Below are 15,078 nucleotides of genomic sequence, written 5' to 3' on the forward strand. Positions count from 1 at the left end.
CTGGAGCGGGAGACGAGTCTCGAACTCGCGACCTCAACCTTGGCAAGGTTGCGCTCTACCAACTGAGCTACTCCCGCGTATTGCTGCGCTACTGCTTCCCCGTCGCACTTACTTCGCCGTGCAGCGGAGAAGCGAGATTATGTCGAAGGCACATTCGTGTGTCAAGGGCTTTTCCTGCCCTTTTTCCAAAAACCTGCGCCGACGAGTACGTGGCGCGGGTCACGCGCCGCCGCGTTCGCGAATCTGCGGCCACGCAAGCTTCATGTAGTACAGCATCGACCAGATCGTCAGCACCGCCGCGAGATACATCAGCCACTCGCCCCACACGCGCGTGTCGATCGTCGCGACGCCGAGCGGCAGCGGCCCGTAGAACAGCAGCATCGGGATCGCGACCATCTGGCACGCGGTCTTGAACTTGCCGAGCTGGTTCACCGCGACGCTCTTCGACGCGCCGATCTGCGCCATCCACTCGCGCAGCGCCGAGATCGCGATCTCGCGGCCGACGATCACGAGCGCGATCGCCGCGTCGACCCGCGAAATCTGCACGAGGATCAGCAGCGCGGCCGTCACCATCAGCTTGTCCGCCACCGGATCGAGAAACGCGCCGAACGACGACGTCTGGTTCCACTTGCGCGCGAGAAACCCGTCGAACCAGTCGGTCAGCGCGGCGAGGATGAAGATCGCCGCCGCCGCGAGATTGCGGTGCGCGCCGCCCATCACCGTGTCCGGCAGATAGAACACGCCGACGACGAGCGGAATCAGCACGATCCGTACCCACGTCAGGAAAATCGGGAAATTGAACGGCATGGCATCCGGGACAGTAAAGGATTCGCAATTGTGCCGTGTCGACCGGCCTGCCACAAGAACGCGAAATCGCGGGCAAGGCAGCCGGCCGCACGGGCCGCGTCAGTGAAGCTGCTTGTAGATCTGCTCGGCAAGCGCGTGCGAGATGCCCTCGACGCTCGCGAGTTCCTCGACACTCGCGGCAACGACGCCGCGCAACCCGCCGAAGCGCGCGAGCAGCCGCTGCCGGCGTTTCGCGCCGACGCCTTCGAGCTCCTCTAGCCGCGACGTCTGGCGCGCCTTCGCCCGCTTCGCACGCATGCCCGTGATCGCGAAGCGGTGCGCCTCGTCGCGAATCTGCGCGACGAGCATCAGCGCCGCGCTTTCCTTGCCGAGTTCGAGCGGCGTGCGGCCGTCCGCGAACACGAGCGTCTCGAGGCCGACCTTGCGCCCCTCGCCTTTCGCGACGCCGACCAGCATCGACGTGTCGAGCCCGAGCTCGGTGAACACCTGGCGTGCGATTTCGACCTGACCCTTGCCGCCGTCGATCAGCACGATGTTCGGCAGCAGGCTCGATGCCTCGGCCTGGCGCGTCGACTCGCCGTCGATGCCGGCCGCATCGTCCGCGGCGGCCGCCTGCGCGGCCTGCTCGACCATCTTCTCGTAGCGGCGCGTGAGCACCTGCCGCATCGCCGCGTAATCGTCGCCCGGCGTGATGCCCGTGATGTTGTAGCGACGATACTCGCCCGACTGCATCTTGTGATGGTGATAGACGACGCACGACGCCTGCGTCGCCTCGCCCATCGTATGGCTGATGTCGAAGCATTCGATCCGCAGCGTCGCGAGATCGTCGCATTCGTAGCCGAGCGTCTCCGCGAGCGCGCGCGTACGCGCCTGCTGCGAGCCCTGCTCGGACAGCAGCCGCGCGAGCGCGAGCCGCGCGTTCTGCTCGGCCATCGACAGCCACGCGCGCCGCTGCCCCTGCGGCTGCCGCACCAGCGACACCTTGTGGCCGGCCTGCTCGGACAGCAGCTCGAGCAGGTCGCGGCTCGCGGGCGCATGACTCACGACGAGCACCGGCGGTACGCGGTTGCCGAGATAGTGCTGCGAGATGAACGCGTCGAGCACTTCGGCCTCGACCGACGCCACCGCGTCGCCGCGCGCGCTGCCGCCGTCTTCCGCGGGCTGGTCGGGCAGTACGCCGTTGGTCGCGTCGGCAACCTCGGCCACCTCGGCCTCGTCGCCGAGACCGCCCTCGGCGAGCGTCAGCGCGCTTTCGACGTGCGTCGGGAAATACGCCTTGTCGCCGAGATGGCGGCCGCCGCGCACCATCGCAAGGTTCACGCACACGCGCCCGCCCAGCGCGACGACCGCCAGGATGTCGACGTCGCTGTCGCCGCCGACCTCGATCGCCTGCTGGTGCAGCACCGTCGCGAGCGAGCTCATCTGGTTGCGCACCGCAGCCGCCTGCTCGAATTTCAGCTCGGCCGCGAACGCGTGCATCTTCTGCTCGAGCTCGTTCATCACCTCGGACTGCCGGCCGAGCAGGAAACGCGCGGCGTTCGACACGTCGACCGCGTAATCCTCGTCGGAAATCGCACCGACGCACGGCGCCGTGCAGCGTCCGATCTGGTGCAGCAGGCACGGCCGCGTGCGGTTGTTGAAGACCGAATCCTCGCAGGTCCGCAACTGGAACACGCGCTGCAGGATCTGGATGCTCTCGCGCACGGCCCACGCACTCGGGAACGGCCCGAAATACTGGTTCTGCTTGTCGACCGAGCCGCGGTAGTAGGCCATCCGCGGAAAACGGTGCGCGGTGAGCTTCAGGTACGGATACGACTTGTCGTCGCGAAACAGGATGTTGTAGCGCGGCGCGAGCGCCTTGATCAGGTTGTTCTCGAGCAGCAGCGCCTCGGCTTCCGAGCGCGTGACGGTCGTCTCGATGCGCGCGATGCGCGTGACCATCATCGCGATGCGCGGCGACAGTTGCGTCTTCGTGAAATAGCTCGACACGCGCTTCTTCAGGTCGCGCGCCTTGCCGACGTAGAGGACGGCGCCCGCCGTGTCGTAATAGCGATAGACACCCGGCATGTGCGGCAACTGCGCAAGGATCTTCTTCGGTTCGAACGGAGTATCGGAGGCTTCTGGGGATGTCATGCGTGATCCGGGCGCCTTGTAACGCGGGACGGGTCTATTAGAATCGCCAGTTTAGAGCATTCACCGGCCCGCTTCGATGCCACGCACCACCGCTGCCCCCCAATCCGCCGCGCTGCTCGCGCCGGGCGAACCGATCGCCTGCGACCTCTTCTGCACGGTAATCGACAATTTCGGCGACATCGGCGTGTGCTGGCGCGTCGCGCGCCAGCTCGCACACGAGCACGGCTGGCAGGTTCGCCTGTTCGTCGACGACCTGCGCACGTTCGCGCGCCTGCTGCCGGGGGTCGATCCCGACGCGGGACGGCAGACGGTCGACGGCATCGCGATCGAGCACTGGCATGCGGAAGCCGGCGACGCGCTGGAGATCGCCGATGTCGTGATCGAGGCATTCGCATGCGAGCTGCCCGGCGCGTATCTCGCCGCGATGGCGCGCCGTGCACGTCGCCCGGTGTGGATCAACCTCGAATACCTGAGCGCCGAGGACTGGGTCGCCGATTTCCATTTGCGGCCGTCGCCGCATCCGCGCTACCCGCTGCTGAAGACGTTCTTCTTCCCGGGCCTGTCGGCCGGCACGGGCGGCGTCCTGAAGGAACACGACCTCGATGCGCGCCGCACCGCGTTCGAAACCGACGCGGCCGCGCGCGCCGCGTGGTGGCAGCGCGCGACCGGCGGCGCACCGCCGGCGCCCGGCACGACGGTCGTCAGCCTGTTCGCATACGAGAATCCGGCCGTCGACGCGCTGCTCGCGCAGTGGCGCGACGGCCCGTCGCCGGTCGTCGCGCTCGTGCCGGCCGGCCGCGTATCGCCTGCCGTCGCGCGCTTTTTCGGGGTCGAGTCGTTCGGCGCGGGCGCGCATGCGAGCAGCGGCAACCTGGTCGCTCACGGGCTCGCGTTCGTTCCGCAGGCCGACTACGACCCGCTGTTGTGGGTGGCCGACATCAATTTCGTGCGCGGCGAGGATTCGTTCGTCCGTGCGCAGTGGGCACGCAAGCCGTTCGTGTGGCATATCTACCCGCAGGCCGACGATGTACACCTGCCGAAGCTCGACGCCGCGCTCGCGCACTTGTCGGCCGGCCTCGCCGCCGCGCCGCGCGCGGCGCTCGAGCGGTTCTGGCATGCGTGGAACGGCGTCGGCACGCCCGACTGGGCCGATTTCTGGCAACACCGTGCGGCACTGGACGCCAACGCGGCCCGCTGGGCCGACGCGCTCGCGGCGGTCGGCGATCTCGCCGGAAAGCTGGCGGAATACGCAAAATCTCAGTTAAAATAAGCGGTTATCCGACGGCCGACCACGCAAGCGCTCGCTTTTGGCGCCCACCGGAACGCGTCTGCTTGCGCCGTCAGCCGTTGTGCAACGCTCAGGCACCTATTTATTTGATTTGATCAGGACAGTTTTTTATGAAAACCGCTCAGGAACTCCGCGTAGGCAACGTCGTGCAGATCGGCAGCGACGCATGGGTCATCGCAAAGACGGAATACAACAAGTCGGGCCGTAACGCCGCCGTCGTCAAGATGAAGATGAAGAACCTGCTGTCGAACGCAGGCCAGGAATCGGTCTACAAGGCCGACGACAAGTTCGAAGTCGTCATGCTCGACCGCAAGGAAGTGACGTACTCGTACTTCGCCGATCCGATGTACGTGTTCATGGACGCCGACTACAACCAGTACGAAGTCGAAGCCGAAATGATGGGCGAAGCGCTGAACTACCTCGAAGACGGCATGGCGTGCGAAGTCGTGTTCTACAACGAGAAGGCGATCTCGGTCGAACTGCCAACGATCCTCGTTCGCGAGATCACCTACACCGAGCCGGCCGTCAAGGGCGACACGTCGTCGGGCAAGGTGCTGAAGAACGCGAAGCTCGCAACCGGCTTCGAACTGCAGGTTCCGCTCTTCTGCAACACCGGCGACAAGATCGAAATCGATACGCGCACGAACGAATACCGCAGCCGCGCGTAATCGCCAGCGATTCCCGCGTCGAACAAAGCGCCCTTCGGGGCGCTTTTTGTTTGCCTGTCGCCAACAGCGACCGCAAACCAGTGCCATATCAAGCACAAAATCCACCGGTAAAGATATTCAATTTGTATCATCGGTAACTGTTTTATAGCGCCGGAGAAATAATGCGCGTTACGCGTTCGGCGGGGCATAAAATCAGTTTTTAATCTGACATGCGGCTGCGGCTCCGATGGCCGACAGCCCGCCTCTCTTGACTCGACCCGCGTCCACCATGCCACACGCCCTGATTGTCGAAGACGATCCCAACAGTCTCTCCGGCCTCACCGCGCTGCTCGCCGCAGACGGCTTCTCGGTCGACACGGCCACGTCGCTCGCCGAAGCGCGCACGGCGCTCGGCCGCTCGATTCCCGATGTCGTCCTCGTCGACCTGAACCTGCCGGACGGCAGCGGCTTCGACCTGCTCCAGCACCTGCCGCAGCAACAACCGAACGGTTCGCTGCCCGTCATCGTCCTGACGGGCAACGCGACGGTCGAAAGCGCAATCGAGGGCCTGCGTCACGGTATTTGGGACTACCTGCTGAAGCCGATCAACATTCCGCGCCTGCGCAGCCTGCTCGCGCGAATCCCCCGCCCGTACGAACTAATCGACGAAGTGCAGTCGCTGCGCGCATCGCTGCGCCATCTCGGCCGCTTCGGCGCACTGGTCGGCCGCAGCGACGCGATGCAGCACGTGTACGACATGATCGAGCACAACGCGCGCACCGAAACGGCCGTGCTGTTCGCGGGCGAAGCCGGCACCGGCAAGAAGCTGGCCGCACGCACGCTGCATGAACTGAGCCGCCGCCGCAAAGGGCCGTTCGTGTCGTTCGACTGCCGGACGATCACGCAGGCCGGCCGGCACGGCGCATCGCTCGACAGCGTGCTGTTCGGCCATGAGCGCGGCGCGTTCGACGGCGCCGAGCGCCGCGAATCGGGCCTGTTCGAACAGGCCGGCGGCGGCACGCTGTTCCTCGACGAGATCACCGCGCTGCCGCTCGTGCTGCAGGAAGCGCTGCTGCAAGCGCTCGATTCGCAGAACTTCATGCGGATCGGCGGCACGAGCGCGATCACGAGCGATTTCCGGTTGATCGCGACCACGCGCCGCCCGGCGCGCGAAGCGGTCGCGAACGGCACGCTGCGCGAGGATCTGTGGCTGCGCCTCGATGCGGCATCTGTCACGATGCCGCCGCTGCGCGAGCGCGACGGCGACGCACTCGCGATCGCGGACGCGCTGATCGACGAACTGAACCGCGAAGCGCGCGCGACCGGCCGCAGCACGACCGACAAGCGCGCGGCGCCGGGCTTCGTGCGCGAATGCGTGTCCTACGAATGGCCTGGCAACGTGCGTGAGTTGCAGGAGCGCGTGCGCTTCGCGTACGACGCATCGGGCGACTTCATCGAGACGCTGCGCGCCGGCGAGACCAGCTTCGCCGCCGGCGCCGCGCTGAACGGCAGCAGCGTGCAGATCAAGGTCGGCACGCCGCTGGCCGACGTCGAGGATCTGCTGATCCGCGCGACGCTCGACGCGGTCGGCGGCACGCGCCACCGCGCGGCGACGCTGCTCGGCATCAGCCCCAAGACGCTGTACAACAAGCTGCAGCGGATGAAGGTGAACTGAGCGCGCGGCGATGCATGCGGGCGCTGGCAGGATTTGACCGTTAGTTGCGTCATAAGGTCGCCGCGGCGGTATGCCCGATTTCCGCCGCAGTCCTGTTCACGCGTGCCGCACCCCATGTAAAAAGCCGCGCTGTTGCGCGGCTTTTTGTTTCAGCGACCGGAATGGCGCGGTACCGCGCCAGCCCCTCCCCGCTTACGCCAGTGCGCTGCTCAACAGCGCCTGCGCCTGCAGATACTCGGGCTGCACGATCAGCTTGTCCCACTTGAGCGCCTTGCCGCGCGCGCGCATCCGCTTGAGACGTCGCACCGACTCGGCCGATGCGTGCGCCTTCAGCCCGTTCAGCACGACCTCGGCTGCGTCCGGCTGGTTGCAGACGAGCACCATGTCGCAACCGGCGGCGAGCGCGGCTTCGGCCGCCTGCGTGAGCGTGCCGCCTTCGCGGGCGGCCTCCATCGACAGGTCGTCGCTGAAGATCGCGCCCGTGAAGCCGAGCCGGCCGCGCAGGATGTCCTGCAGCCACACGCGCGAGAAACCGGCCGGCCGCTGGTCGACCTGCGTGTAGATCACGTGCGCGGGAATCACCGCGGACAGCGACAAGCCGAGCCAGTCGTACGGCGCGACGTCCTGCTTGAGGATCGCGTCGAGCGTGCGATCGTCGGTCGGCAGCGCGACGTGCGAATCGGCCTCCGCGAAGCCGTGCCCCGGAAAATGCTTGCCGCAGTTCGCCATGCCGGCAAGCGACAACCCGTGGTTCAGGCTCTTCGCGAGCAGCGTGACGACGCGTGGGTCGCGATGGAACGCGCGATCGCCGATCACTTTCGAGTGCCCGTAGTCGAGATCGAGCACGGGCGTGAAGCTCATGTCGATCCCGCACGCGCGCAGCTCGGCGGCCAGGATGTAGCCGACGGCGGTCGCGACCTTCGTCGCGAGCAGCACGTCGCGATCCCACAGCTCGCCGAGGCGGCGCATCGCGGGCAGCACCGTGAAGCCGTCGGTGCGGAAACGCTGCACGCGCCCGCCTTCGTGATCGACGGCGATCAGGATGTCTTCGCGCACCGCGCGGATCGAGTCGGTCAGCGCGGTCAGTTGCGCACGATTCTGGAAGTGCCGCGCGAACAGGATCACGCCGCCGGTGTTCGGATGCGCGAGGCGCCGCGCATCGTCGCGCGACAGGGCCGTGCCGACGACGTCGAGCATGACCGGGCCGGGAGTCGTTTTCATCGAATCGGGAATTCCGTCAGGAGGAGGTTCGGGAAACAGGTGCAGGCGCGGCGTCCGTCTCGGCGATCACGAACGACACCGCATAGTCGCGTTCGTCGCTGACCGTCACGCGCGCCGTGATGCCGCGCGCGGCAAGCCAGTCGGCCAGTTCGCCCGACGCGACCACGTACGGCTCGCCGCTCGGGTGGTTGAGGGTCTGCAATGCACGCCACGTCATCGGCCAGTGCATGCCGAGCCCGATCGCCTTCGAGAACGCTTCCTTCGCGGAAAAGCGCGTCGCGAGAAATGCGATGCCGCGCGCCTCGGAACGTGCGCGACGCGCATGGAACACGCGCAGCTCGTCGGGGCCCAGCACCTTCTCGGCAAACCGGCCGCCCGTGCGCTCGAGCACGGCCGCGACGCGGCTCACCTGGGCAATGTCGGTACCGATACCGTAGATCGCCATGTCAGTACGCGCCGGAGCGCCCCAGCGGGGCCGGGTTGCAAACGACGCCCGCGGCGCGATGGAATGTCATCTTCAACGCGCGCCGCCATGCAGCGCGGCGACGCGTGCGGCAACCATGATTGCCTTCATCTCGCGCACCGCGTTGTCCCAGCCCGCGAAGATCGCGTGCGCGACGATTGCGTGGCCGATGTTCAGTTCGACGATGCCGTCGATCGCGGCGATCTGCTGCACGTTCGTGTAATGCAGGCCGTGACCCGCGTTGACCTTCAGGCCAAGCTTCGCGCCGGCCTGCACGCCCGCGACGATGCGCTCGTATTCGCGCTGCTGCTCGGCTTCGTCGTGCGCCTCGGCATAGCGGCCCGTATGCAGTTCGATCACCGGCGCGCCCGCTTCGTGCGCGGCGCGGATCTGCGTTTCGTCCGGGTCGATGAACAGCGACACGCGCACGCCCACGTCGGCAAGCTGCTTGCACGCCGCGCGCACGGCCTCGAAGTGGCCGGCGACGTCGAGGCCGCCTTCGGTCGTCAGTTCCTCCCGCTTCTCGGGCACGAGGCACGCGTCGTGCGGACGCACTTCGCACGCGATATCGAGCATCTCGGCCGTCACCGCGCACTCGAGGTTCATGCGCGTCTTCAGCAGCGGACGCAGCTTGCGCACGTCCGCGTCGACGATGTGACGGCGATCCTCGCGCAGGTGCAGCGTGATCGCGTCCGCGCCGGCCTCTTCGGCGGCAAGCGCCGCGCGGATCGGATCGGGATAGGCCGTGCCGCGTGCATTGCGCAGCGTCGCAACGTGGTCGATGTTCACGCCGAGGTCGATGGCGGTGGGCGTTGTCAGGAAGAAGCTCATAGGTTTTGCAGGTCGATCAGGATCTGGCGCGTGGCGAGCGGCGTACCGCCGAGATAGGTGTTCAGCAGGAAGCGCATCAGCGTCTTGCTTTGCGCAACCGTCTGGGCTCGATGGTAATCGTCCTGCTCCATGTCGAGCAACGTCTGTCCGGCGATGACCGGCCAGTGCGACGGCACATCGTCGTCCGCATTGCGCACGCCGCGCTCGGGATCGAACACGTACCGGCGCTCGGGTTCGACCGCACGACGCGCGACCGTGCGGTTCAGCGCCATCGCGTAGCCGGTCTCTCGCAGCAGCACACGCTCGAACGAACGCAGCACCTGCACCGCGGGTTCGCCGTGCGCGAGGCGCGTGAGGGTCAGCACGTAATGATTGAACAACGGCGGCTGCGGATCTTCGCGCGCGCAGAATTTCACGAGCAGCTCGTTCGCGTAGAAGCCGCACAGCAGCCCGTCGCCGGCGAGCGGCAGCATCCCGCCAACCCACTCGGCACCCGTCAGCGTGCGCACCTCGGATTTGCCCGACCAGGACAGCAGCAGCGGCTGGAATGTCTGCAGCACGCCGCGCAGTGCGGAGTGCGGGCGCTTCGCGCCCTTCGCGACGAGCGCGAGCCGGCCATGATCGCGCGTCAGCACGTCGACGATCAGGCTCGTTTCCCGGTACGGATAGCTGTGCAGCACGAACGCCGGCTGCTCGGCGACGCGGAAATCGGACGTGCGAGACGTCGCGCGCCGCGCCTTGCGCGGCGGTTCGGGCGGTGCCGGCAGCGGCGCGTCGTTCGCGCCGGCCGTCACCGCGTCTTCAGTCGACGTCAGCGCGTCATTCGTACCCATAGGCGCGCAGCCCCGCCTCGTTGTCGGCCCAGCCGCTCCTCACCTTCACGAAGGTCTCGAGGTACACGGGGCCGTCGAACAGCTTCTCCATGTCCATCCGCGCCTCGGTGCTGATCTGCTTGAGCTTCTCGCCCTTCTTGCCGATCACCATCGCCTTGTGCGAATCGCGCTCGACGAGGATCGTCGCGAAGATGCGCTTCAGGCGCCCTTCTTCCTCGAACTTGTCGATGATGACGGTGCTCGTGTACGGCAGTTCGTCGCCGGTCCAGCGGAACACCTTTTCGCGCAGGATCTCGGCCGCGAGGAAGCGCGAGCTGCGATCGGTGAGTTCATCCTCGCCGTAGATCGGCTCGCCTTCCGGCAGGTACGGCTTGATCGTCTCCAGCAGGCGCTTGATGTCTTCCGGCCGCTGCGCCGACAGCGGCACGAGTTCGGTGAATTCGCGCAGCGCGCTCATCTGCTGCATGAACGGGAACAGCGTCGCCTTGTCGGTCACGCGGTCGATCTTGTTCGCGATCAGCAGCGTCGGCATGCCGGGCGGGATCAGGTCGAGCACCTTCTGGTCGTCGGGCCCGAAGCGGCCCGCTTCGATCACGAACAGGATCACGTCGACCGACGTCAGCGTCGACGTGACCGCGCGGTTCAGCGAACGGTTCAGCGCGGTGCTGTGACGGGTCTGGAAGCCCGGCGTGTCGACGAACACGAACTGCGCGTCGTCGAACGTGTTGATGCCGGTGATGCGATGGCGGGTCGTCTGCGCCTTGCGCGACGTGATGCTGATCTTCTGGCCGACGAGTGCGTTCATCAACGTCGACTTGCCGACGTTCGGGCGGCCCACGATCGCGATCATGCCGCAACGGAAACCGGTAGGAGCGGGAGTGTTCATATCGTTTGGGAGACAGGTTCGGAAACGGCCGCGCGGCGCGCGGCGCGATCGATGGGCAATTCAGTGGTCGGCATCGGCGACGCGCGCCTGCGTGGCAGCAAGGCTCGCACCGCCCGGCGGCGTATCGGAATCGGGCGTCGCGGCATCACGTGCGCGCACGGTCGCGCGCGAAGCGGGGTCGGAGCCGGCGGAAGGCTTGTCGGCGGACGACGATGCCGGATCGGCTGCGTGGCCGGCCGGTTTGTCGGCTGTGCGCGGCGCGGCTTCCGCGGGTTTTTCCGCAACCTTGTCGGTGCGCTCGGCCGGCTTTTCGGCAACCTTGTCGGTCGCCGGCTTCGTCGCCCGTTCGCCCTTGTCGGCAGCCGACTCGACATGCGCCGCTCGAATCGCGGCCATCGGCGCCGCAGCCGGCTCTACGCCGGCGCCGGTCGCAGCGGTTGCCGCAGGCACCGCACCGGCCGCCTTGGCCTCGCGCGCCGCCGCACGTTCCTTCCGCTCCGGCGAGCGCAGGTCGAGCGCTTCCTGCACGCCCTTCACGCCCGGCACGATTTCGGGTTCGACATGCTTCGACCCGCGCGCGTTTTTCGAGCGCTTCGGCTTCGAGGCCAGCATCGGCGCGGCCGCGATCACCTCGTCGAGCGCCTTCTTCGCCGCTGCCTGCTCGGCCGCGCGCCGGCTCGCACCGGAGCCCGACACCTTCACGTCCAGCTTCGGCACCGTGCATTCGACTTCGAATTGCTGATTGTGCGCCGCACCATGCGTCGCGACGACCGTGTAGGTCGGCAGCGCGATCTTGTGCCCCTGCAGGTATTCCTGCAGCAGCGTCTTCGCGTCCTTGCCGAGCGTGCGCGGATCGATGTGGTCGAGAATCGGGATGTAGAGGCGCTTGATGACCCCTTGGGCGGCTTCGAAGCCGCCATCGAGGAACACGGCCCCGATGATGGCTTCGAACGCGTCCGCGAGGATCGACGGGCGGCGGAAACCGCCGCTGCGCAGTTCGCCCTCGCCCAGCCGCAACCCGTCCGAAATATTCAGGGCCTGAGCAATTTCGTACAGCGACTGCTGTTTGACGAGGTTGGCGCGTACGCGCGACAGGTCACCTTCGTCCAGCTTGCTGAAACGCTGGAACAAAAGGGCGGCCACCGCGCAATTCAGAACGGAGTCGCCGAGAAACTCGAGCCGTTCGTTGTGCGTGGCACTGTGACTGCGATGGGTCAAAGCCTGGCGCAACAATTCCGCATTGCGAAATTCGTAGCGCAGCCGGCTTTCCAACTGGGATAAGGGCATGTGCAGGAGTATAACGCGGGCGCCGGTCGGGCCGAAACGGCACGGCCGGACACGAAAAGGCGTGACGAGGCGGTGTTACCGCCGGTTCTTAAAGTAGTTCGGCAATACGCGACGCGGCCCGTGCATCGCGTATTGCGCGTGAGTCGAATGCGATCAGTTGAAGGAACCGATGCGCTTCAGGTCGCTGAAGTTCATCCAGATGAAGAACGCGCGACCGACGATGTTCCGGTCCGGCACGAAACCCCAGTAGCGGCTGTCCGCGCTGTTGTCGCGGTTGTCGCCCATCATGAAGTAGTGACCGGGCGGCACCTTGCAGATCACGCCGCGGCTGTTGTACGTACAGTTGTCGCGATACGGATAGTCGTATGCGCCCATCACGAACGGCGGCACCGCCGGGTTGTTGAGGATCGCGTTCTTCTTGTTGCCGATCGTCTCCTCGAACTGCTTTGCGTAATTCTGGCGCTCGTCGTCGAAGAAATCGGGCAGCGGCGTTTCGGGCACCGGCTGGCCGTTGATCGTGAGCTGCTTGTCCTGGTACGCGACCGTGTCGCCCGGCAGGCCGATCACGCGCTTGATGTAGTCAACCGACTCGTCCTTCGGATAACGGAACACGACGACGTCGCCGCGCGACAGCGGGCTGCCCTGCGTGATCTTCGTGTTCGTGACCGGCAGGCGCAGCCCGTACTCGAACTTGTTGACGAGGATGAAGTCGCCGACGAGCAGCGTCGGCACCATCGAACCCGACGGAATCTTGAACGGCTCGACGATGAACGAACGCACGACGAACACCGCCAGGATCACCGGGAAGAAGCTCGCGGTGTACTCGAGCCACCACGGCTGGCGCAGCTTCTCGTCGCGCAGCTTCGAACGCGTCTGCACGGCGTTTTCGTCCGCGAAACGCTTGTCGATGCGCGACTGCTGGCGATCGAACTCCTCGATCGCCGAGTCGGCCGCCATGCGTCGCCGCGGCAGGAACACCAGTTTGTCCAGCACCCACGCTACGCCCGTCACGGCGACGAGCACAAAAAGAATCAGCGCAAAATTCATAAAAGGAACAGTCCTGTTATTTGTCTTCGACGCGCAAGATCGCAAGGAACGCTTCCTGCGGGATCTCGACCGAACCCACCTGCTTCATGCGTTTCTTGCCTGCTTTCTGCTTTTCGAGCAGTTTTTTCTTGCGCGTGATGTCGCCGCCATAACACTTCGCCAGCACGTTCTTGCGCAGCGCCTTGATGTTCTCGCGGGCGATGATGTGCGCACCGATCGTGGCCTGGATCGCCACGTCGTACATCTGGCGCGGAATGATCTCGCGCATCTTCGCCGCCACTTCGCGGCCGCGATACTGCGATTGCGACCGGTGGACGATCACCGACAGCGCGTCGACCTTGTCGCCGTTGATCAGCATGTCGACCTTCACGACGTCCGCCGACCGGTATTCCTTGAACTCGTAGTCCATCGACGCGTAGCCGCGCGACACCGACTTCAGGCGGTCGAAGAAATCGAGCACGATCTCGGCCATCGGGATTTCGTAGGTGAGCTGCACCTGGCGGCCGTGATACTGCATGTTGATCTGCGAGCCGCGCTTCTGCGTGCACAGCGTGATCACCGAGCCGACGTAGTCCTGCGGCATGTAGAGATTCACCGTGACGATCGGCTCGCGAATCTCCTCGATCTTCGGCGGCTCCGGCATCTTCGCGGGATTCTCGACCATCACGATCGAGCCGTCGCTCATCAGGACCTCGTAGACCACGGTCGGCGCCGTGGTGATGAGGTCCATGTCGAATTCGCGCTCCAGCCGCTCCTGCACGATCTCCATATGCAGGAGACCCAGGAAGCCGCACCGGAACCCGAAGCCGAGCGCCTGCGACACTTCCGGCTCGTACTGCAGCGACGCGTCGTTGAGCTTCAGCTTCTCGAGCGATTCGCGCAGCGCGTCGTACTGGTTCGCTTCCACCGGATAGAGGCCGGCGAACACCTGCGGCTTCACTTCCTTGAAGCCCGGCAGCGCTTCCGCCGCCTGCTTGGCCGCATGCGTGACGGTATCGCCGACCTTCGCGGCCGTCAGTTCCTTGATGCCGGCGATGATGAAGCCCACCTGCCCCGCCGACAGCGAATCGAGATTGCGCGACTTCGGCGTGAACACGCCGATGTGCTCGACCGGATACTGCGCGCCGGTCGCCATCATCTTGATCTTGTCCTTCGGGCGCAGCGTGCCGTTGACGATGCGCACCAGCATCACGACGCCGACGTAGTTGTCGAACCACGAATCGATGATGAGCGCCTGCAGCGGCGCGTCCGGATCGCCCTTCGGCGGCGGCACCTTCGCGATCAGCGCTTCGAGCACGTCCTCGACGCCGAGGCCCGTCTTCGCGCTGCAGCGCGTCGCATCGGTCGCGTCGATGCCGATCACGTCCTCGATCTCCTCGATCGCGTTCTCGGGGTTCGCGGCCGGCAGGTCGATCTTGTTCAGCACCGGCACGACCTCGACGCCGAGCTCGATCGCCGTGTAGCAGTTCGCGACCGTCTGCGCCTCGACGCCCTGGCTCGCGTCGACGACCAGCAGCGCGCCTTCGCACGCGGACAGCGAACGGCTGACTTCGTACGAGAAGTCGACGTGCCCCGGCGTGTCGATCAGGTTCAGGTTGTAGACCTTGCCGTCGCGCGCGCGATAGGACAGCGCGGCCGTCTGCGCCTTGATCGTGATGCCGCGCTCGCGCTCGATATCCATCGAGTCGAGCACCTGCGCTTCCATTTCACGGTCGGCGAGGCCGCCGCAGACCTGGATGATGCGATCCGCGAGCGTCGACTTGCCATGGTCGATGTGCGCGATGATCGAGAAATTGCGAATATGATCCATTCAGTGCCGATCAAGCGAAAAAGGCGCGCTCGACGACTGCGGAGCACGCCTTGTGTAAGTCGGTGAAAAAACGGCTTATTTTAGCCGAAAAGGCCTTCGCCGGGCGGTATTTCGGACGCCGGGCCGCGCAGCGCCCGGCCGGAAGCGCCT

13 protein-coding genes and 1 tRNA gene are annotated in these 15,078 nt (G+C 65.9%); 3 read left to right on the forward strand and 11 right to left on the reverse strand.

All coding sequences use genetic code 11. The features are described 5' to 3' along the window. Position 1 precedes the first annotated feature (1 nt). From KVT39_RS05130 to uvrC, 3 genes are all read right to left on the reverse strand, one after another. Positions 2-77 (reverse strand) — tRNA-Gly (locus KVT39_RS05130). A 142-nt stretch (positions 78-219) separates the two neighbouring features. Then, positions 220-807 (reverse strand): CDP-diacylglycerol--glycerol-3-phosphate 3-phosphatidyltransferase, encoded by a 588-nt coding sequence (pgsA, locus tag KVT39_RS05135; RefSeq protein ID WP_034183114.1) that lies wholly within the window; start codon positions 805-807, stop codon positions 220-222. A 99-nt stretch (positions 808-906) separates the two neighbouring features. Further along, a complete protein-coding gene (gene uvrC, locus KVT39_RS05140) occupies positions 907-2,940 on the reverse strand; it encodes an excinuclease ABC subunit UvrC (RefSeq protein ID WP_175748840.1) in 2,034 nt (677 codons plus the stop codon). A gap of 76 nt (positions 2,941-3,016) precedes the next feature. Here uvrC and earP point away from each other — a divergent pair, with 76 nt between their 5' ends. The 3 genes from earP to KVT39_RS05155 all read left to right on the forward strand — a co-directional run bounded on the left by earP (position 3,017) and on the right by KVT39_RS05155 (position 6,550). Continuing rightward, positions 3,017-4,210, forward strand: coding sequence for an elongation factor P maturation arginine rhamnosyltransferase EarP (earP, locus tag KVT39_RS05145; protein WP_034183112.1), 1,194 nt, complete (start codon positions 3,017-3,019; stop codon positions 4,208-4,210). 128 nt (positions 4,211-4,338) lie between these two features. Further along, positions 4,339-4,896 carry an elongation factor P gene (gene efp / locus KVT39_RS05150; RefSeq protein WP_034183111.1) on the forward strand — a complete coding sequence of 186 codons (558 nt, stop codon included), beginning with the start codon at positions 4,339-4,341 and terminating at the stop codon, positions 4,894-4,896. A gap of 268 nt (positions 4,897-5,164) precedes the next feature. Beyond that, positions 5,165-6,550: a sigma-54 dependent transcriptional regulator gene (locus KVT39_RS05155; RefSeq protein WP_034183110.1), complete on the forward strand. Its 1,386-nt coding sequence runs from the start codon at positions 5,165-5,167 to the stop codon at positions 6,548-6,550. A gap of 192 nt (positions 6,551-6,742) precedes the next feature. Here KVT39_RS05155 and nagZ read toward each other — a convergent pair whose 3' ends face one another. The 8 genes from nagZ to lepA form a co-directional block, all read right to left on the reverse strand. Continuing rightward, entirely contained in the window at positions 6,743-7,771 is a 1,029-nt protein-coding gene (gene nagZ / locus KVT39_RS05160; RefSeq protein WP_105390726.1) for a beta-N-acetylhexosaminidase, read from the reverse strand. Positions 7,772-7,787: 16 nt separating this feature from the next. Further along, entirely contained in the window at positions 7,788-8,216 is a 429-nt protein-coding gene (acpS, locus tag KVT39_RS05165) for a holo-ACP synthase (RefSeq protein WP_021159685.1), read from the reverse strand. A 72-nt stretch (positions 8,217-8,288) separates the two neighbouring features. Next, on the reverse strand, positions 8,289-9,065 hold the full coding sequence (pdxJ, locus tag KVT39_RS05170; protein ID WP_105390725.1) for a pyridoxine 5'-phosphate synthase: 777 nt from the start codon (positions 9,063-9,065) through the stop codon (positions 8,289-8,291). Next, positions 9,062-9,898, reverse strand: coding sequence for a DNA repair protein RecO (gene recO, locus KVT39_RS05175; protein WP_034183107.1), 837 nt, complete (start codon positions 9,896-9,898; stop codon positions 9,062-9,064). The genes pdxJ and recO overlap by 4 nt, the downstream gene beginning before the upstream one ends. Beyond that, positions 9,885-10,784, reverse strand: a complete 900-nt coding sequence (gene era, locus KVT39_RS05180; RefSeq protein ID WP_034183106.1) for a GTPase Era — start codon at positions 10,782-10,784, stop codon at positions 9,885-9,887. Before era ends, recO begins: the two co-directional genes overlap by 14 nt. Before the next feature lie 60 nt (positions 10,785-10,844). Continuing rightward, entirely contained in the window at positions 10,845-12,071 is a 1,227-nt protein-coding gene (gene rnc, locus KVT39_RS05185; RefSeq protein WP_105390723.1) for a ribonuclease III, read from the reverse strand. Positions 12,072-12,224: 153 nt separating this feature from the next. Next, complete coding sequence (gene lepB, locus KVT39_RS05190) at positions 12,225-13,118, reverse strand: signal peptidase I (protein ID WP_034183104.1); 894 nt, start codon at positions 13,116-13,118, stop codon at positions 12,225-12,227. A gap of 16 nt (positions 13,119-13,134) precedes the next feature. Further along, positions 13,135-14,928, reverse strand: coding sequence for a translation elongation factor 4 (lepA, locus tag KVT39_RS05195; protein WP_034183103.1), 1,794 nt, complete (start codon positions 14,926-14,928; stop codon positions 13,135-13,137). Positions 14,929-15,078 lie beyond the last annotated feature (150 nt).

Origin of the sequence: Burkholderia sp. GbtcB21 (genome assembly GCF_019091065.1) — a bacterium.
GTDB classification, from domain to species: domain Bacteria; phylum Pseudomonadota; class Gammaproteobacteria; order Burkholderiales; family Burkholderiaceae; genus Burkholderia; species Burkholderia pyrrocinia_C.